An 18242-nucleotide genomic window follows, 5' to 3' on the forward strand; every position below is an offset into this window, starting at 1 on the left:
CCGGGGGTGCCGCGCCGCTCGATCAGCCCCTCGGAGGCGTGCGAGCCCCGACGGATACCGCGTGCAGGTGATCCGCTCACGTGGAGGTCCCGGACCCGCGTGTCGCACCTGCACGCGGGCGGGGTGCCGACGGTCGGTAGGGAGGAGGCCGACGGGGCCCGGGGCACCGACGGGGGCCGTGGATAGGGTGGCCGCGTGAGCATGGACCTCGAGATCGGCCGCGCCAAGCGGGCCCGGCGCGTCTACGCCTTCGACGACGTCGCCATCGTGCCCTCGCGCCGCACCCGCGATCCCGAGGTCGTCTCCACCTCGTGGACGATCGACGCGTACACGTTCGCCGTGCCGTTCCTCTCGGCGCCGATGGACTCGGTCACCTCGCCGGCCACCGCCATCGAGATCGGCCGACTCGGGGGCCTCGGGGTGCTCGGGCTCGAGGGCGTCTGGACCCGCTACGACGAGCCGGAGCCGGTGCTCGCCGAGATCCGCGAGCTGCCCGAGGACGAGGCGACCACGCGGATGCAGGAGCTGTACCGCGCGCCGATCCGCGAGGACCTCATCCGGCAGCGCCTCGCCGAGGTGCGCGCCGCAGGGGTGCCGGTCGCCGCCGCGCTCTCGCCGCAGCGCACGCAGGAGTTCTCCTCGGTCGTCGTCGACGCCGGGGTCGACCTGTTCGTCATCCGCGGCACGACGGTGTCGGCCGAGCACGTGTCGAAGGCGTCCGAGCCGCTCGACCTCAAGCGCTTCATCTACGAGCTCGACGTGCCGGTCATCGTCGGCGGGGCCGCCACCTACACGGCGGCGCTGCACCTCATGCGCACCGGGGCGGCGGGCGTGCTCGTCGGCTTCGGCGGCGGGGCCGCGACCACGACGCGCACGTCGCTCGGGATCCACGCGCCGATGGCGACCGCCGTCGCCGACGTGGCGGGCGCCCGGCGCGACTACCTCGACGAGTCGGGCGGCCGCTACGTGCACGTCATCGCCGACGGCGGCCTCGGCAACTCCGGCGACATCGTGAAGGCGATCGCGATGGGCGCCGACGCCGTCATGCTCGGCACCACCTTCGCGCGTGCGACCGAGGCGCCTGGCGGCGGCTGGCACTGGGGTCTCGAGGCGCACCACGACCAGCTGCCCCGCGGACGGCGGGTGCGGGTGGGGCAGGTCGGCAGCCTCGAGGAGGTGCTGTTCGGACCGGCGCACAGCCCCGACGGCACCGTGAATCTCGCCGGGGCCCTGCGCCGGTCGATGGCGACGACCGGCTACTCCGACCTCAAGGAGTTCCAGCGCGTCGAGGTGGTGGTCGCGCCGTACCACGCCTGACGAGCGGTGCGTCCATGCGGGGCGGGTACGCTCGCATTCCGCTTGAGGAGGATCCGCCCATGGCAATCGCCAACCCCGCCGGCGCCGAGGAGCGGCAGCGCGTCGTCCCCGCATCCGGCCGAGACGGGCTCGGTCCCGAGCAGCGCCGCGCCGCGATCGCCGCGATGCGCGACACGGAGCTCGACGTGCTCGTGGTCGGCGGCGGCATCGTCGGCACGGGGGCCGCGCTCGACGCCGTCACCCGCGGCCTCAGCACGGGCCTCGTCGAGGCCCGCGACTGGTCGGCGGGCACCTCGAGCCGCTCGAGCAAGCTCGTGCACGGCGGCATCCGCTACCTCGAGCAGCTGAACTTCGCACTCGTCCGCGAGGCGCTCATCGAGCGCGGCCTGCTGCTGCAGCGCATCGCGCCGCACCTCGTGAAGCCCGTGAAGTTCCTCTTCCCGCTCACGCACCACGTGTGGGAGCGGGCGTACATCGGCGCGGGCATGGCGATGTACGACGTCTTCAGCTGGACCGGGGGACGCCCGCCCGGGGTCCCGCACCACCGGCACCTCACGCGCAGCCAGCTGCTGCGCGCCATCCCGTCGCTGAAGCGCGACGCGTTCGTCGGCGGACTCACCTACTACGACGCGCAGGTCGACGACGCGCGCTACGGCGCCTCGGTCGCGCGGACCGCGGCGCACTACGGCGCGCACGTCGCCACCCGCGTGCGCGTCGAGGGCTTCATCAAGGTGGGCGAGCGGGTCGTCGGCGTGCACGCGCACGACCTCGAGAGCGGTGAGCGCTTCGACGTCCGCGCGAAGCAGGTCGTGAACGCCACGGGCGTCTGGACCGACGACACGCAGGCCCTCGTCGGTGAGCGCGGGCAGTTCCACGTGCGGGCGAGCAAGGGCGTGCACCTCGTCGTGCCGCGCGACCGCATCCAGTCGACGATGGGCATGATCCTCCGCACCGAGAAGAGCGTGCTCTTCGTGATCCCGTGGGGCCGGCACTGGATCGTCGGCACGACCGACACCGACTGGCGGCTCGACAAGGCGCACCCCGCGGCGACCGCGGCCGACATCGACTACATCCTCGAGCACGTGAACGAGGTGCTCGCCACCCCGCTCACGCGCGAGGACGTCGAAGGGGTCTACGCGGGCCTGCGGCCGCTGCTCGCCGGCGAGAGCGAGCAGACGAGCCAGCTCTCCCGCGAGCACATCGTGACCCACTCGGTGCCGGGCCTCGTCGTCATCGCGGGCGGCAAGTGGACCACCTACCGGGTGATGGCGAAGGACGCGATCGACGCGGCCGTGTCGGCGCTCGACGGGCGGATCCCCGCGTCGGTGACCGAGGACATCGCGCTCGTGGGCGCCGAGGGCTACCAGGCGGCCTGGAACCAGCGCACCGCCATCGCCGCGCGGCACGGGGTGCACCCGGCGCGCATCGAGCACCTGCTCAACCGCTTCGGCGTGCTCGCCGACGAGGTGCTCGCGCTCATCGACGAGCGACCCGAGCTCGCGGCGCCGGTGCCCGGCGCCGACGACTACCTGCAGGCCGAGGTCGTCTACGCGACGACGCACGAGGGCGCGCTGCACCTCGACGACGTGCTCGCGAGGCGCACCCGCATCTCGATCGAGGCGTGGGACCGCGGCGTCTCCGCGGCTCCCGTCGCCGCGCGGCTCATGGCCGAGGTGCTCGGCTGGGACGAGCGGCAGGAGCGGCTCGAGGTCGAGACCTACCTCGAGCGCGTCCGCGCCGAGCGGGCCAGCCAGACGATGCCCGACGACATCTCCGCCGACCGGGTGCGGCTGGAGGCGCCCGAGATCGTCCGGATGCCGTGACCGCTGCGCCCGCCGCGGGCCGGCCCGGCCGCACGCTCCTGTCGGAGATGGTGCGACCGCGGTCGCTCGCGCTGCTGCTGCTCGCGCTCGTCGTGGCGGCGGGGCTCGCCGGGCTCGCGCAGTGGCAGCTGTCGCGGGCCGTGCAGAACGGCACGATCGTCGCCCGGCCCACCGAGCACGCGGTGGCGCTCCGCTCGGTCGCGGTGCCGCAGTCGCAGCAGACGGACGCGTCCGTCGGCCAGCTCGTCACGACCGCCGGCCGGTGGGTGGCGCCCGACTTCCTCGTCGTCGCCGACCGGCTGAACCGCGGCGAGTCGGGCTGGTGGGTGATCGGGCACGCGATCGTCGACGAGCCGGCGGGGGCGCAGCTCGCCGTCGGGCTCGGCTGGACCGCGAGCCGCACGGCCGCGGAGCGGGCCGCCGCCGCGCTGCGGGCGGACCCGCCGGCGCCCGGCCCGCTCCGCGGCCGCTACATCGACAGCGACGCGGCGAGCCCGAGCGTGTCGGGACCGCCGGAGCGGCTGACCCGCGTCTCGACCGCGCAGCTCGTGAACCTCTGGACCGACGGCGCCGAGGGGCCGGTCTACGAGGGCGTGCTCACGCTCTCGCGGGCGCCCGCGGGGCTGACGGCCATCTACTCGCCGCGACCCGTCGAGCAGGTGACCCTGAACCTGCAGAACCTCGTCTACGCGGCCGAGTGGATCCTCTTCGCCGGCATCGCCTTCTACCTCTGGTACCGCCTCGTGCGCGACCGCTGGGAGCTCGAGCACCGGGCCGCGGAGGACGAGGAGGAGCTGCTCGACGACCCGGTCCCGGCCGGCGGGACGAGGCCCCGAGCGTAGGATCCTGCGGTGCCAGCCCGACCGCTCCGCGTGCCTCCGACGCGCGACTTCCCCACCATCCGGCGCAGCCTGCTCTTCTACAAGGTCTTCGCCTACGCGACGGGCACGTTCCTGCTGCTCGTCTGCCTCGAGATGGTGCTGAAGTACCTGCTCGGCGTCGAGGTCGTCGCGGGCAGCGCCCTCGGTCCTCTCGCACTCGTCGGTGCGAGCCGAGCCGCATCCGTCGGCGGCCTCAACCTGAGCCTCGGCGTGCTCATCGCGCACGGCTACCTGTTCCTCGCCTACCTCGTCAGCGACTTCGTGCTGATCACGGTGATGCGCTACCCGATCACGCGCTTCCTCGTCATCGCGGCGGGCGGTGTCGTGCCGCTGCTGTCGTTCATCACGGAGCGGCGGGTGCACCGCGAGGTCGCCGGGTACCTCGCCGAGCGCGAGGCGCGGGAGCGCGCGCGGACCGCGGCGCCCGCCGGCGCCTGACCCCGGCGGTTCCCCGGCGGGTCAGCCCTGCAGCGCCGCCGCGAGCCGCGGCGAGAGGTACGGCGCGAGCGTCCGGGCGTAGACCCGGGTGAGGTGCGAGCCGTCGAAGTACACGGGCACCGAGCCGGCCGCGGCCGGGCAGGTGGTCGGGCCGCAGATCAGGTCGGTGAGGTCGACGACGCGCTGGCGCGGGTCGCCCACCGCCCGCACGGCCTGCACCGACGGGTCCGCCGGCAGCCACGTCGCGCGGGTGCCGTCGCACGCCGTGTAGTCGCTCGTGTGCGCCGCGAGGCAGTCCGGGATCAGGGCGCCGGGCGCAGGCGTGTCGCGCACGTCGACGACCCGCAGGTGCGCGGCGGAGAAGGCCTTCAGCACCCGCTCGTAGCCCTGCTCGTACCGCGGCAGGCTCGCCTGCTTCGAGCCCGCGCCGACGGCCGTCACCGAGACCCGGTTCGACATCACGACGAGGTCGAACCCGCCGTGCACGACCTTGTCGACGACCTTCCGGCCCCAGGTCCGGCAGGCCGCGTCGTGGGCGGGGGTGTCGATGTTCTGCGTCAGGTCGGCGAGCGCGCATTGCGAGGCGATGAACGTCGTCACCTGCCAGTGCCGCTGATCCGCGACCGCCTTGAGCGTCGGGTACCACTGCGCGGCGTGCGAGTTGCCGACGAGGGCGACGCGCACGGTGGCGGTCGCCGCGCCGTGCGTGCAGGACGTGACGGGGAACGAGGGGCGGTGCGCGAAGCAGTCCTTGCCGCTGCTGCCGACGTCCCAGGCGTCGGACTGCGACTTCGCCGCCTCGACCGGGGCGGGGTAGAGGGCGCCGCTGCGGATCTCCGGGCAGGCGCCGGAGGAGGCGGCGAGCGCGGCGGCGCCGAAGCAGGCCGTCGACCCGGTGAGCTTCGCGTCGAGCTGCTGCTGCGCGACCTCGGTGCGATGGGCGACCTCGGTCAGCTGCAGCTGCGCGCCGGCGACGACCACGGCCATCGCCGCGGCGGCGAGGACGTAGGGCTTCCACACGGGCCTGCCCCAGGCCGGGGTGCGGAACCGGTCCTCCACGAACCGCTTCGTGAGGAAGGCGAGCACGAGCGCGCCGGCGATCACCGCGAGCTTGTCGACGGTGCGGAGCGAGTGCCCGAGCACCATCGGCAGGATCACGAGCAGCGGCCAGTGCCAGAGGTAGAGGGAGTAGGAGACGTCGCCGAGCCACTGGACGGGGCGGAGACGGGTGAACCGGTCGGGGGAGAGGCGACCCGGGCGAGCGGCGGCGGCGATCACGGCAGCGGCGCCCAGCACCGGCACGGCGGCCGTCCAGCTCGGGAAGGGCAGGGCGCCCGTGTAGACGACGGCGCTGACGGCGAGCACGGCCCAGCCGGCCCAGGCGAGCAGCGACCGCGCGGGCAGCGGCAGCGGCACGCCCTCGTCGTCGCGGGTGCGGCCGAGCGCCCGGCGCGAGAGCAGCGCGGCGACGACACCGCCGGTGCCGAGCTCCCAGACGCGGGTCGGCGTCACGAAGTAGGCGCGGGCCGGCTCGACGGCGGTCTCGTGCACCGAGTAGGCGAGCGAGAGGCCGACGACCACGAGGAGCCCGACGAGCACGAAGGGGGCAGGGCGGCGGCGCAGCAGGCGGGCGACCCCGATCAGCACGAGGATCAGCACGGGCCAGACGAGGTAGAACTGCTCCTCGACCGACAGCGACCAGAAGTGCTGGACCGGGGTCGGCGCGTTCTGCGACGCGAGGTAGTCGACCGAGTCGTCGGCGAGACGCCAGTTCACCGCGTAGAGGGCGGCGGCGCGCACCTGCACCGCGATCGTGCTCCACACGGTCTCCGGCGCGAACAGCCGCGCGGCGCCGAGCGTGACGACGAGCACCAGCAGCGACGCCGGCAGCAGGCGCCGGATGCGCCGCGACCAGAACGCGAGCAGATCGCCGAGCCGCTGCGGGGGCTTCGCGAGCAGGTGGCTCGTGATGAGGAAGCCCGAGATGACGAAGAAGACGTCGACCCCGGTGAAGCCGCCCGTCAGCCGGTTCGGCCACAGGTGGTAGACCAGCACCATCGTGACCGCGGCGGCGCGCAGCGCCTGGATGTCGTTCCGGACGCCGGCTTCGCGCCGCTTCGCGGGAGCGTGCGCGTCGTGCCGGACGATCGGCACGGGGCGGGTCGTCGGTGGCAGCGCGGCCGCAGAGGTGCGGGGGCGGTCGGTGACGGTCACGAGCCGGAATCCTGCAAGAGCGCCGCGGCGGCGCGGCCGCGCCGCGCCGCGGTCGGCCCAGTCCGTGTCCCTCGCGCGGGGGACACGCCGCTGGAGGCGGCCCTAGCCCTCGCGGACGGCGGCGACGGACGCGGCCGCGGCTGCGTTCGCCTCGGTGGCCGCGTCGACCGGGCCGGCCCCGCGGACGAGGGCGGCGAGGAAGGTGCCGACGTGCACGTCGCCTGCGCCGGTCGTGTCGACCGCACGCACCGGTGGGGCCGGGAGGTGCACGGGATCGTCGCCCCGGACGGCGACCACGCAGCCGGTCGCGCCGTCCCGGACGACCGCGCCCGCACGGACGCGCCCGGCGATGGCGCGGGCCGCGTCCTCCGGGTCGGCGATGCCGCAGCAGGCGGCCGCCTCGCGCGTGTTGCCGCTCCACCAGTCGAGCCGCGGCAGCAGCAGGGGCAGCGCGTCGGGCGGCGCGAGCGGACCCGGGTCGAGCAGCACGACGACCGACGCGGGCACGGCGGCGACCACGGCCGCGACCGCCGCGGCGCGCGCCGGCGCGGTGAGCCCGTAGCCGTGCACGTGCAGCGCGTCGCCCGGCAGGAGGAGGCCGTCGAGCGGGAGCGGCGACGCCTGCTCGGCGCCCGGCACCGTCGCGAAGGTGCGCTCGCCGTCCGGCTCGACGAGCGTGAGCACGTGCCCGGTGTCGGCGTCCGGCACGGGCGGGAGCGGCGCGGGGATTCCGGCGCGCTCCAGCGCGACGTGGACGAGGTCGCCGAGGGGCCCGGTGCCGACCCGCCCCGCGTAGACGACGTCGGCGCCCGCTCGGCTGGCGGCGAGCAGGGCACGGAACCCGCCGCCGCCGACCTCGATGCGGCCGCTTCGGGCGAGCACGTCTCCGCCGCGCTCGGGCAGGCGCGGCACGACCGCGACGACGTCGGCCATCGCGTTGCCGATCGTGACGACCCGGCCCGTCATCGCAGCGCGAGCAGCCGGTCGGCGAGGGACGAGAGCTCGAGCCGGTTCCGCGCGACCACGGTCGCGGCGACGTCGGTGGGGAACCCCGCCGGACCGGTGCGGGCGCCGCCCATCGCGCCCGCCATCGCGGCGATCGTGTCGGTGTCGCCGCCGAGGGCCGCGGCGGCGCGGCAGGCGCGCCACGGGTCGTCCGGGAAGCGGGCGAGCACCGCGAAGGCGGCCGGCACCGACTCGGCCGTGGCGAGGCTCGTGCCGAGCTCCGCCGCGATCCGGTCGGGCAGGACCGCCTCCGGCGTCGTGGCGCCGAGTCGGATCGCCCGCTCGATCCGGTCGGCGACCTCGGTCCCGCGCGGCTCACCGCCGCGGGAGGCGCCGAGCCGTGCGGCGCGCGCCGCGAGGTCGGCCGCGTCGTCCGCATCGGCGCCGGCGACGCCCGCGCTCACCGCCGCGGCCACGGCGGCGGCTCCCGCGATCGCGACGCCCGTGTCGTGACTCACGAGGCACGTCTCGGCCACCCGGTCGACGAGCGCGCCGAGGTCGTCGGGCGGCATGAGGATCCCGACCGGGGCGATGCGCATCGCGGCCCCGTTCGTCGTGCCGCCGCGTCCGGACCGCTCGGGCGGGGTGCCCGCGAGCACCGCCTGCACCGCGGCCCGGGTCGACGGGCCGAGCAGGTCGAGCGAGCCCCGCCGCCGCATGTCGTCCTCCCAGGCCGCGAGGCGCTCCGCGAGCAGCCGCGGGTCGGCGTGGCCGCCGCCTTCGAGCAGCACGTCGGCGAGCAGCAGCGCCTGCTCGGTGTCGTCCGTGACCGATCCCGCGGGGAGGCCGGCAGCGAGCGGGTGGTCCGGGGCCGCGGCGCGCATGCCCTCGACGCCACCGGCGGCGAGGATCGCCGCGCGGGTCAGCGTCTGCGTGGGCATGCCGAGCGCGTCGCCGATCGCGAGCCCGAGCAGGGTGCCGAGCGCACGCTCCCGCGGCGTCACCCGCGCTCGGCGCCGGTCGATCGCGCGCGCAGCACCTGCTCGACCGTCGTCACCGTGATGAGCGGCGCGTAGAGCGCCATGGCGTCGAGCGCGCGCCGGTGGTCCTCGTCGCTCGCGCCGGCGCAGGCGTCCGCGACGACCGCGACCGGCATCCCGGCGTCGGCCGCGGCGAGCGCCGTCGAGAGCACGCAGCAGTCGGTGGAGACGCCGGTGAGCACGATCGCGTCGGCGTCGCCGAGGGCCCGTCGCAGCGGCTCGCCCCACTTGCCGAACGTCGTCGCCGTCACGACCGGCGCGTCGATCGCCCCCAGGCCGTCCGTGAGGTCCCAGATCGGATCGTCCTCGGGCCGGAGCTGGTCGGGCCACTGCTCGTAGTACGGCACCCACGCGCCCTGGGGACGCGCCGGTGCGACGAAGCGGGTGAGCACGATGCGTCCGGCGAAGGCGGGCAGCAGGCGGCGCACCCCGGCGACGGCGTCCGGGTAGCGGGGAGCGGCCCAGGCGCTCGCCGGATCGGCGAACACCGCCTGCAGGTCGATGCCGACGAGGGCGGGGCTCACGCGTCGGCCCGTTCCCGCACCGGCTCCTCCTCCTGACGCCGCACGGCGCCGCGGGTGAAGGCGAGCGTGCCGAGGAACCCGAGCAGCAGCGCGAGCAGCACGCCGAGGTTCGCGTACGCCCACGCGCCGCTCCGGCCGCCGATCGGTCCGAGCAGGTAGCCCTGCCACGCGAAGGCCGGCGTGCTGCTCACGACGAGGCCCCAGCCGAGGGCGGTGCCGACGACGACGAGCAGCACGGCGGACCACCGCACCGAGCCGTAGCGACCACGCGCGGTGAGCAGGTCGGCCTCCGCGTACGGGCGCCGGCGGAGCACGACGTCGCCAATGAAGACGCCGCACCAGGCGGCGATCGGCACGCCGAGGGTGATGAGGAAGCCCTCGAACGGCCCGACGAAGTCGGGGGCGAAGAAGGCGACGTAGACGGTGCCCGCGATCATGAGCACGCCGTCGATGCCGGCGGCGACGTAGCGCGGGGTGCGGAGGCCGGCGGAGAGCAGCGCGAGGCCGCTCGAGTAGATGTTCAGGACGCTGCCGCCGATGAGGCCGAGGATCGCGACGACCGCGAACGGCACGAGGAACCAGGCGGGCAGCAGCGACGCGAGCGCGCCGATCGGATCGCCCGCGATCGCGTCGGAGAGCTTCTTCGAGGAGCCCGCGAGCAGCAGGCCGTAGACGACGAGGAAGACCGGTGCGATCGCGCCTCCGAAGGTCGTCCAGCCGAAGACGCCCGCACCGCTCGCGCTGCGCGGCAGGTAGCGCGAGTAGTCCGCCGCGGCGTTCACCCAGCCGAGGCCGAACGCGGTCATCAGGAAGATGAACGCGCCGACGACCGCCGCCACGCCTCCCGCGGGCAGCGCGCCCACGGCACCGAGGTCGACGCGGGGCAGCGTGAGCACGATGTAGACCACCGTGAGCACGCCCGTGATCACCGTGATCCACTTCTGCAGCCGCATGATGAGGTCGAAGCCGATGACGCCTGCGGCCACCGTGAGCACAGCCACGACGACGAGCGCGAGCACCTTCGTGAGCGCCCCGAGGTCGAGCCCCAGCGCGGTGAACACGGTCGCGGTGGCGAGCACCGCGAGCGAGGTGAGCGCCGTCTCCCAGCCGACGAGCAGCACCCAGGAGATGATCGCGGCGAGGCGGTTGCCGTGCACGCCGAACGGGGCGCGGGAGAGGAGCATCGTCGGCGCCGAGCCGCGGCGGCCGGCGAGCGCGACGACGCCGCAGAGGGCGAACGAGATCACCACCCCGATGACCTCGACGACGGTCGCCTGCCAGAACGAGACGCCGAAGCCGAGCACGAACGAGCCGTAGCTGATGCCGAGCACCGAGACGTTCGCGGCGAACCAGGGCCAGAAGAGGTCGCGGGCGCGGCCCTTGCGCTCGGCCTCCGCGATCGTGTTGAGGCCGTTGGCCTCGATGCCGGAGGGCGCGGGCGGGGCGCTCGCGGGGTCGACGGCGGTCATGTCAGGAGCTCCTTCTTGGCGGTGGATCGGTAGAGGGCGGGCGGGCGGTGCCGCACCCCGGCCTGGTGCGCGCCGGTGGGCGCGACGGTGCCCGACGCCTCGACGCGGCGGCGGAAGTTCGCCGGGTCGAGGGGCCGGCCGAGGATCGCCTCGTGCACCTCGCGGAGCTGGCCGAGCGTGAACTCGTCGGGCAGCAGCGCGTGCGAGATGTGCGTGTACTCGAGCTTCGCGACGAGGCGCTTCACGGCCCATCCGACGATCTCGTCGTGGTCGAACGCGAGCGGTGGCAGCGCCTCCACGGCGAACCACCCGACGTTGTCCCCGGTGCGGGCGAGCGCGGCCTCGTCGGCGCGGACGAGCGCCCAGTAGACGATCGACACGACGCGGGGACCGGCCGCGCCGGAGCCGCGATCGACCGCGCCGAACGTGTAGAGCTGCTCGAGGTGCTCCGGGGAGAGCCCGGTCGTCTGCTGCAGAGTGCGGCGCGCGGCCTCGCGGAGCGACTCCTCCGCGAGGAGCGGACCGCCGGGCAGCGCCCAGCGGTCGAGGTGCGGCTCGCGCACGCGCCGGACGAGGGGCAGGTGCAGCGCGAGGCGGCCGTCGTGCGGCCGCAGCCCGAAGATCACGGTCGACACCGCGACGGCGACCGGCTGCTCGCCCATCGCACCTCCCGGAGCGGAGTAAGGGTCGGATCGACCCGAAGTGACGGCAGCGTAGCGCACTTCTGGTGCCCCTGACACGAACCCCGTCCGTCACGGAGCCGTAGGCTCGGAGGGGTGGCCAGCACCGAGTCCGAGGACCGTCCCACCCCGCCGCCCGCCCGTCCGCCCGGCGAGGCCCACCCCGTGCTCGTCGTCGACTTCGGAGCCCAGTACGCGCAGCTGATCGCGCGGCGCGTGCGCGAGGCGGGCGTCTACTCCGAGATCGTCCCGCACGGCGTCACCGCGGAGGAGCTGAAGGCCCGGCAGCCCGCCGGCATCGTGCTCTCCGGCGGCCCGTCGAGCGTCTACGAGCCGGGCGCACCCGCCCTCGACCCGGGCGTGCTCGAGCTCGGGGTGCCCGTGCTCGGCATCTGCTACGGCTTCCAGGTGATGGCGCAGCAGCTCGGTGGCCGCGTCGCCCGCACCGGCAACCGCGAGTACGGCTCGACCGCGGTGCGCGTCGCGCCGGAGGCCGAGGCCGAGGAGCACGGACTGCTCGCGGGGCAGCCCGCCGAGCAGACCGTCTGGATGAGCCACGGCGACTCCGTCGCCGAGGCGCCCCACGGGTTCCGGGTGCTCGCGAGCAGCGCGGGGACGCCCGTCGCCGCCTTCGCGAGCCACGAGCGGCGCATGTACGGCGTGCAGTGGCACCCCGAGGTGCGGCACTCCGCGCACGGCCAGCGGGTGCTCGAGAACTTCCTCCACGACGCCGCGGGCATCGCGGCCGACTGGAACGCCGGCAACGTGATCGCCGAGCAGGTCGAGCGGATCCGTGCACAGGTGGGGGACTCCCGCGTGATCTGCGGGCTCTCCGGCGGCGTCGACTCGGCGGTCGCGGCGGCGCTCGTGCAGCGCGCGGTCGGCGACCGGCTCACCTGCGTCTTCGTCGACCACGGGCTGCTGCGCCGCGGCGAGGCCGAGCAGGTCGAGCGCGACTACGTCGCAGCGACGGGCGTGAACCTCGTCGTGGTCGACGCGAGCGCGACGTTCCTCGAGGCGCTCGACGGCGTCTCCGATCCCGAGTCGAAGCGCAAGATCATCGGGCGCGAGTTCATCCGTGCGTTCGAGCGGGCTGCGACCGACATCGTCGCCGAGGGGCGCGAGGCGGGGGAGCCGGTCCGGTTCCTCGTGCAGGGCACCCTCTACCCCGACGTCGTCGAGTCGGGCGGGGGCAGCGGCACCGCGAACATCAAGAGCCACCACAACGTGGGCGGTCTGCCGGAGGACCTGCAGTTCGCGCTCGTCGAGCCGCTGCGCACCCTGTTCAAGGACGAGGTGCGGGCGATCGGCCGCGAGCTGGGGCTGCCCGAGGAGATCGTCGGCCGGCAGCCGTTCCCGGGACCGGGGCTCGCGATCCGCATCGTCGGCGCGGTCGACCGGGAGCGGCTCGAGACGCTGCGGGCGGCGGACGCGATCGTCCGGGAGGAGCTCACCGCGGCGGGTCTCGACACCGAGATCTGGCAGTGCCCCGTGGTGCTGCTCGCCGACGTGCGCAGCGTCGGGGTGCAGGGGGACGCCCGCACGTACGGGCACCCGATCGTGCTGCGGCCGGTGTCGAGCGAGGACGCGATGACGGCCGACTGGACCCGCCTGCCGTACGACCTGCTCGCGCGGATCTCGAACCGCATCACGAACCAGGTCGCCGACGTGAACCGTGTCGTGCTCGACGTGACGAGCAAGCCGCCGGGGACCATCGAGTGGGAGTGACGCCGCTCTGAGCGGCGGCCCGGAGCGGCGGAGCCCCGACCGTTCGGCGGATGTCCGGCGCCTCGTGGCTCGCCTCCCCGGGATCCCGATCCCGCGTCGCGAGTTCCCCGTCGTCCGGTCAGTGCCTCAGTGCTCGAAGACCGACACGGCGTAGAGCACGTCGTCCGGCACCGTGACGACGATGCGGGCGTCGCGGAGCCCGCGCGGCACCGCGAGCGGCGCCGGGGCGAGCGCATGGCAGTCCCCGCCCCCGCCGTGCGCCACCACCTCCTGCCCGGCGTTCTTCGCGGCGCGGCCGATCACGGTCCAGGCGTAGGCGACGCCCTCGTCGGCGCAGGTGACGGACACGAGCGCCTGCGTCGTGCCCGGTGCCACCGGGAACGGCAGGGTCGCCGTGCCGTGGAGCGCCTCGTAGCCGAGGGGGGTGGTGCCGGCGACGCCGAACGGCTCCGGCAGGTCGGCGGGGAAGAACGCGTAGTAGTCCTGCGCCGCCAGGTGCTCCGGGTCGCCGAGCACCTGGGTGCGGAGCACGGCACGCCCGTCCCCCGACGGGATCGGCGCGACGAGCACCTTCGTGTCGACGGGGGTCGGGGCCGTGGTCCGGACGGGGCCGTGCGGCGCGATCGACGCGGCGACGGCGGCGGCCGCGACGACCGCTCCGGCACCGGCGACGGCGAGCAGCGGCGGGCGCCGCGGCCGCGGGGGAGCGGGCGCGTCCCGCTCGGCGTCCGCCCCGGGGCGCTCGCGCTCCGCCGCTTCGAGGGCTGCGGCGTACCGGGCGACCGCAGCCGGGTCCGGGTCGCGGCGGTACACCTGCTCGCGCAGGGCGCGCAGGGGGTCGTCCCGCCGGTCCGGCATCGGTCCTCCTCGCCCGGGATGACGAGAGCGCCCGCCCCGGACCGGGACGGGCGCTCTCGGGATCGGCCGCCTAGCGGCGGTTCAGGATCGCGAAGATCCGCAGGAACTCGACGTACAGCCAGACGATCGTGACCATCAGGCCGAAGGCGCCGGTCCAGCCGTACTTGGCGGGCAGGCCGCGGCGGACGCCCTGCTGGATCTGGTCGAAGTCGAGCACGAGCGAGTACGCCGCGAGCAGGACCGCGACGACGCCGATGAGCACGCCGAGCGGGATGCCGAACACCAGCACGTCGCTCGAGGCGCCGAAGCCGCCGCTCGTGCCGGCGAAGAGCGTGATGACGACCTCGACGAGCCGGAACACCATGTAGGAGACCAACGCGATCATGAAGATCCGCGTGGCGCGCGCCGAGGCGCGGACCTTGCCGCTCGCGAACAGCGCGAGCGTGACGCCGACGGTGACGAGCGTCGCGAGCACCGCCTGCACGGCGACACCGGGGTAGGCCCGCTCGAACATCGCGGTGACGCCGCCGATGAAGAGGCCCTCGAGCGCGGCGTAGCCGACGATGAGCGGCACCGACGGCTCGCGCTTGAAGGTGTTGATCATCGCGAGCACGAAGCCGCCGATCGCGCCGATGAACGCGAGCGCGGGCACGAACCAGCCGACGGCGCCGGTGGCGATGAGCACCGCGAAGAGCACGACGGTCTTGACCGCGGTGTCCTCGTAGCTCATGCGGCCCGTCTCGGCGGGGGTCGCCGACGGGCGCTGGTAGATCTCCTCGAGCGTCGACGCGCTCACCGGGGAGGTGCCGCGGAACGCCGGGTTGTTGGAGAGGGCGGGATTCGCCATGGTTCCTTCTCTAGGGGAGGGATCCGGGAGCGAGCACGCTCCCGGGAGCCTTGAATTCTACGGCGTCCGGGGTCGGCCGCCGGGTCGGCTCGCTATGCGATCCGTATGAACCAGCCGGAGCTTCAGGGCGTACTCGCGGGACAGCCACGCCGCCGCGACGACCCCGCCGACGACCACCCAGAAGGTGGCGTCCTTGTCGGCGACGAGCGACGTGCAGGACGCGAGCAGCAGCCCGAGCGCGAGTGGGATCAGGGTCGTCCAGTACGTGATGGGCGGCCGGCGGCGCACGAGCAGCCAGCACGGCAGGATCAGCGCGAGCACCCACATCGACTTCGGCCCGGTGATGGTGCACCAGCAGAGCAGCAACGACGGCAGCGCCACCGCGGCGCGCACGAGGGGGCGGCCGGGCTGCACCGCCCAGCTGGCGAGCAGCAGCAGGGAGCCGAGCATCCCGAGGGCGAGCGTGGCCGCCGTCGTCTGCACGACGAGCGCCGCGCCGCCGACGAGCAGCACGACGCCGGTGAGGTAGCGGCCGGAGTAGTCGCCCCAGGCGATCGGCAGGCGCGACGTCGGCTCCGGGGCCGCGTTGCGGCGCGGGACCAGGCGGGGCACGGGACCGAACGGTACCGGGCGCCGGCGTCCCGGCCACGGCACCACGCAGCGACCGTTCGCCGACAGCGGTTCCCGACCGGGAGCGTCCGAGGTCGCGCCTACCATCTCTGTCCATGGCGCAGCTCCTCGAACAGCCGTCCGCGCTGCTCGAAGGGCTGAACCCGCAGCAGCGCGAGGCGGTGCTGCACCGCGGCAACGCGCTGCTCATCGTGGCGGGCGCCGGCTCGGGCAAGACCCGCGTGCTCACCCACCGCATCGCGTCGCTGCTCGAGAGCCGCGAGGCCTGGCCGAGCCAGATCCTCGCCATCACCTTCACGAACAAGGCCGCCGGCGAGATGCGCGAGCGCGTGCGCCAGCTGGTGGGCCAGAACGCCGACGGCATGTGGATCTCGACGTTCCACTCCGCGTGCGTGCGCATCCTGCGCCGCGAGGCCGAGCTGTTCGGCTACGCGAAGGGCTTCACGATCTACGACTCGGGCGACTCCCGCGCGCTGCTGAAGCGGATCATCAAGGAGCTCGAGGCCGACGTGCTCGGCTTCGGCGTCGCGAACACCGCGGCCAAGATCTCGAAGCTGAAGAACGAGCTCGTCGACGTCGAGAGCTACGCGCGGCAGGCGAACCTCGCCGACCCGCAGGAGGCGACGTTCCTCGAGATCTTCCGGCAGTACACGCGCACGCTGTCGGCCGCGAACGCGTTCGACTTCGACGACCTCATCGCGCAGACGGTGTACCTGTTCCGGGCGTTCCCGCACGTCGCCGAGCTGTACCAGCGGCGGTTCCGGCACATCCTCGTCGACGAGTACCAGGACACGAACCACGCCCAGTACGCCCTCATCCGCGAGCTGACCCGTCCGCCGGCCGGGTTGCCGCCTGCCGCGCTCACCGTCGTGGGCGACTCCGACCAGTCGATCTACGCGTTCCGGGGCGCCGACATCCGCAACATCGTCGAGTTCGAGCACGACTTCCCCGACGCGAAGGTCGTGCTGCTCGAGCAGAACTACCGCTCCACGCAGACCATCCTCGACGCGGCGAACGCGGTCATCGCGAACAACTTCGACCGCAAGCCGAAGAACCTGTTCACGGTCGACGGCGAGGGCGCGAAGATCGTCGGCTTCACCGGCTACTCGGCCCACGACGAGGCGCAGTTCGTCGCCGACGAGATCGAGACGCTGCACGAGCAGGGCATGGAGTACCGCGAGATCGCGGTCTTCTACCGCACGAACGCGCAGACGCGTGCGCTCGAGGAGATCCTCGTCCGCTCCGCGGTGCCGTACCGGGTGCTCGGCGGCACGAAGTTCTACGAGCGCGCCGAGATCAAGGACGCCCTCGCCTACCTCATCGCGGTGGCGAACCCGGCCGACACCCTCGCCGTGCGCCGCATCCTCAACACCCCGAAGCGCGGCATCGGGCCGGCGACGGAGGCGCAGCTCGCCGCTCACGCCGAGAAGAACCACCTCACGTTCCGCGAGGCGCTGCGCGGCGCCCGCGAGCTCGGCCTCGGGCCGAAGGTGTCCGGCGCCATCACCGCCCTGTCCGACCTCCTCGACGAGGCCACCGCGCTCACCGCGCCGCCCGCGGAGGGCATGGCCCCGGTGCCGGTGTTCGAGATCCTCGCCACGCTGCTGAAGGGCAGCGGCTACGTCGACGCCCTCCGCGCGAGCCGCGATCCGCAGGACGAGGCGCGGGTCGAGAACATCGAGGAGCTCCTCGCGGTCACGAAGGACTTCCAGCGCGACAACCCCGACGGCACGCTCGTCGACTTCCTCACCGACGTCTCGCTCGTGGCCGCCGCCGACGAGCTCGACGACTCGACCGGCTCGGTGTCGCTCATGACGCTGCACACCGCGAAGGGACTCGAGTTCCGGGCCGTGTTCCTCACCGGTATCGAGGAGGACCTGCTCCCGCACCGCATGAGCGCGAACGAGCCAGGCGGACCCGCCGAGGAGCGGCGGCTGTTCTACGTGGGCATCACGCGCGCCCGCGAGCGGCTGCACCTGTCGCTCGCGATGACCAGGACGACGTTCGGCGACACCTCGGTGTCGGCGCCGAGCCGCTTCCTCGCCGAGATCCCCGGACACCTCATCGAGTGGCGCCAGGCGCCCGGCATGGCGGGCCCCGGCGCCCGCGTCGCCGGCAGCCTCGCGTGGTCCGGCGGCACCGGCGACAAAGCGGCGTCGACGAAGCCGAAGACCGAGTGGGCGAACCGCGTCACCGGCAAGGTGCGCGACAACGGCGACCTCCAGCTGGCCGTCGGCGACCGGGTGCGCCACGACGACTTCGGCGAGGGCAGGGTCGTCGCCGTCACCGGCGTCGAGGCGAAGCGCATCGCCGAGGTGCAGTTCGACACGGCCGGTCGCAAGCGCCTGCTCATCAAGGTCGCGCCGATCACCAAGCTGTGAGCGCCGTCGTCCGCCCGTTCCGGCCGGAGGAGACCGAGCAGGTCGTCGCGCTCTGGCGGGCGTGCGGGCTCACCCGGCCCTGGAACGACCCGCGGCGCGACATCGAGCGCAAGCTCGCGGTGCAGCCCGAGCTGTTCCTCGTCGCCGAGGCCGACGGCGCCGTCGTGGGCACCGCCATGGCCGGGTACGACGGGCACCGCGGCTGGGTCTACTACGTCGCCGTGCTGCCGGAGCTGCAGTCCCGCGGCGTCGGCACGCGGCTCATGGCCGAGGTCGAGTCGCGGCTCCTGGCCATGGGCTGCCCCAAGGTGAACGTGCAGATCCGCGGCGGCAACGAGGCGGTCGCCGCCTTCTACGCCCGCCTCGGCTTCGCCCCCGACAGCGCGACCGGGCTCGGCAAGCGTCTCGTCGTCGACGGCTGACGCCTCCGAGGAGGGGCGCAGGCGCTGCGCACTAGGCTGATCGGC

General features: G+C 74.3%; 16 protein-coding genes. 7 read left to right on the forward strand and 9 right to left on the reverse strand.

All coding sequences use genetic code 11. The annotated features are described in order from the left end of the window. Window positions 1-201 precede the first annotated feature (201 nt). From QDR37_RS08410 to QDR37_RS08425, 4 genes are all read left to right on the forward strand, one after another. On the forward strand, window positions 202-1317 hold the full coding sequence (locus QDR37_RS08410; protein ID WP_279713591.1) for a GuaB3 family IMP dehydrogenase-related protein: 1116 nt from the start codon (window positions 202-204) through the stop codon (window positions 1315-1317). 164 nt (window positions 1318-1481) lie between these two features. Then, on the forward strand, window positions 1482-3140 hold the full coding sequence (locus QDR37_RS08415) for a glycerol-3-phosphate dehydrogenase/oxidase (RefSeq protein WP_279713592.1): 1659 nt from the start codon (window positions 1482-1484) through the stop codon (window positions 3138-3140). After that, window positions 3137-3982: an SURF1 family cytochrome oxidase biogenesis protein gene (locus QDR37_RS08420; RefSeq protein WP_279713178.1), complete on the forward strand. Its 846-nt coding sequence runs from the start codon at window positions 3137-3139 to the stop codon at window positions 3980-3982. Before QDR37_RS08415 ends, QDR37_RS08420 begins: the two co-directional genes overlap by 4 nt. 9 nt (window positions 3983-3991) lie before the next feature. Beyond that, window positions 3992-4459, forward strand: coding sequence for a DUF3817 domain-containing protein (locus tag QDR37_RS08425; RefSeq protein WP_279713179.1), 468 nt, complete (start codon window positions 3992-3994; stop codon window positions 4457-4459). Between the two features lie 21 nt (window positions 4460-4480). Here the strand turns inward: QDR37_RS08425 and QDR37_RS08430 are convergent, their stop codons facing one another. The 6 genes from QDR37_RS08430 to QDR37_RS08455 form a co-directional block, all read right to left on the reverse strand. Beyond that, the gene (locus QDR37_RS08430; RefSeq protein ID WP_279713180.1) at window positions 4481-6673 is read right to left on the reverse strand and encodes an acyltransferase family protein; all 2193 of its coding nucleotides are present in this window, start codon (window positions 6671-6673) and stop codon (window positions 4481-4483) included. Between the two features lie 102 nt (window positions 6674-6775). Continuing rightward, window positions 6776-7639 carry a PfkB family carbohydrate kinase gene (locus tag QDR37_RS08435; RefSeq protein WP_279713181.1) on the reverse strand — a complete coding sequence of 288 codons (864 nt, stop codon included), beginning with the start codon at window positions 7637-7639 and terminating at the stop codon, window positions 6776-6778. Further along, window positions 7636-8622, reverse strand: a complete 987-nt coding sequence (locus QDR37_RS08440; protein WP_279713182.1) for an ADP-ribosylglycohydrolase family protein — start codon at window positions 8620-8622, stop codon at window positions 7636-7638. Before QDR37_RS08440 ends, QDR37_RS08435 begins: the two co-directional genes overlap by 4 nt. Next, the gene (locus QDR37_RS08445) at window positions 8619-9182 is read right to left on the reverse strand and encodes a cysteine hydrolase (protein ID WP_279713183.1); all 564 of its coding nucleotides are present in this window, start codon (window positions 9180-9182) and stop codon (window positions 8619-8621) included. The genes QDR37_RS08440 and QDR37_RS08445 overlap by 4 nt, the downstream gene beginning before the upstream one ends. Continuing rightward, window positions 9179-10651, reverse strand: coding sequence for a cytosine permease (locus QDR37_RS08450; protein WP_279713184.1), 1473 nt, complete (start codon window positions 10649-10651; stop codon window positions 9179-9181). Before QDR37_RS08450 ends, QDR37_RS08445 begins: the two co-directional genes overlap by 4 nt. Continuing rightward, the gene (locus tag QDR37_RS08455) at window positions 10648-11313 is read right to left on the reverse strand and encodes an NUDIX domain-containing protein (protein ID WP_279713185.1); all 666 of its coding nucleotides are present in this window, start codon (window positions 11311-11313) and stop codon (window positions 10648-10650) included. The genes QDR37_RS08450 and QDR37_RS08455 overlap by 4 nt, the downstream gene beginning before the upstream one ends. 183 nt (window positions 11314-11496) lie before the next feature. Here QDR37_RS08455 and guaA point away from each other — a divergent pair, with 183 nt between their 5' ends. Continuing rightward, the gene (guaA, locus tag QDR37_RS08460; protein WP_279713593.1) at window positions 11497-13059 is read left to right on the forward strand and encodes a glutamine-hydrolyzing GMP synthase; all 1563 of its coding nucleotides are present in this window, start codon (window positions 11497-11499) and stop codon (window positions 13057-13059) included. 126 nt (window positions 13060-13185) lie between these two features. Here the strand turns inward: guaA and QDR37_RS08465 are convergent, their stop codons facing one another. The 3 genes from QDR37_RS08465 to QDR37_RS08475 form a co-directional block, all read right to left on the reverse strand. Further along, the gene (locus tag QDR37_RS08465) at window positions 13186-13917 is read right to left on the reverse strand and encodes a hypothetical protein (protein ID WP_279713186.1); all 732 of its coding nucleotides are present in this window, start codon (window positions 13915-13917) and stop codon (window positions 13186-13188) included. A 70-nt stretch (window positions 13918-13987) separates the two neighbouring features. Next, window positions 13988-14764, reverse strand: a complete 777-nt coding sequence (locus tag QDR37_RS08470; protein WP_279713187.1) for a Bax inhibitor-1/YccA family protein — start codon at window positions 14762-14764, stop codon at window positions 13988-13990. Between the two features lie 57 nt (window positions 14765-14821). Further along, on the reverse strand, window positions 14822-15376 hold the full coding sequence (locus tag QDR37_RS08475; protein WP_279713188.1) for a hypothetical protein: 555 nt from the start codon (window positions 15374-15376) through the stop codon (window positions 14822-14824). 113 nt (window positions 15377-15489) lie between these two features. Between QDR37_RS08475 and QDR37_RS08480 the strand changes: the two genes are divergently transcribed. Both QDR37_RS08480 and QDR37_RS08485 read left to right on the forward strand, forming a co-directional pair. Continuing rightward, a complete protein-coding gene (locus tag QDR37_RS08480; protein ID WP_279713189.1) occupies window positions 15490-17775 on the forward strand; it encodes a UvrD-helicase domain-containing protein in 2286 nt (761 codons plus the stop codon). Beyond that, entirely contained in the window at window positions 17772-18197 is a 426-nt protein-coding gene (locus QDR37_RS08485; protein ID WP_279713190.1) for a GNAT family acetyltransferase, read from the forward strand. Before QDR37_RS08480 ends, QDR37_RS08485 begins: the two co-directional genes overlap by 4 nt. The last annotated feature ends 45 nt before the right edge of the window (window positions 18198-18242 follow it).

The sequence above is a fragment of the Amnibacterium sp. CER49 genome (assembly GCF_029846255.1).
Classification (GTDB): Bacteria; Actinomycetota; Actinomycetes; order Actinomycetales; family Microbacteriaceae; genus Amnibacterium.

What these genes read in the sequence shown, in the direction of transcription:
- QDR37_RS08410 (WP_279713591.1), top strand. Translation starts at nt 202, where the DNA reads ATGGACCTCGAGATCGGCCGCGCCAAGCGGGCCCGGCGCGTCTACGCC.
- QDR37_RS08415 (WP_279713592.1), top strand. Translation starts at nt 1,482, where the DNA reads ATGCGCGACACGGAGCTCGACGTGCTCGTGGTCGGCGGCGGCATCGTC.
- QDR37_RS08435 (WP_279713181.1), bottom strand. Translation starts at nt 7,639, where the DNA reads ATGACGGGCCGGGTCGTCACGATCGGCAACGCGATGGCCGACGTCGTC.
- QDR37_RS08450 (WP_279713184.1), bottom strand. Translation starts at nt 10,651, where the DNA reads ATGACCGCCGTCGACCCCGCGAGCGCCCCGCCCGCGCCCTCCGGCATC.
- QDR37_RS08455 (WP_279713185.1), bottom strand. Translation starts at nt 11,313, where the DNA reads ATGGGCGAGCAGCCGGTCGCCGTCGCGGTGTCGACCGTGATCTTCGGG.
- QDR37_RS08465 (WP_279713186.1), bottom strand. Translation starts at nt 13,917, where the DNA reads ATGCCGGACCGGCGGGACGACCCCCTGCGCGCCCTGCGCGAGCAGGTG.
- QDR37_RS08470 (WP_279713187.1), bottom strand. Translation starts at nt 14,764, where the DNA reads ATGGCGAATCCCGCCCTCTCCAACAACCCGGCGTTCCGCGGCACCTCC.
- QDR37_RS08480 (WP_279713189.1), top strand. Translation starts at nt 15,490, where the DNA reads ATGGCGCAGCTCCTCGAACAGCCGTCCGCGCTGCTCGAAGGGCTGAAC.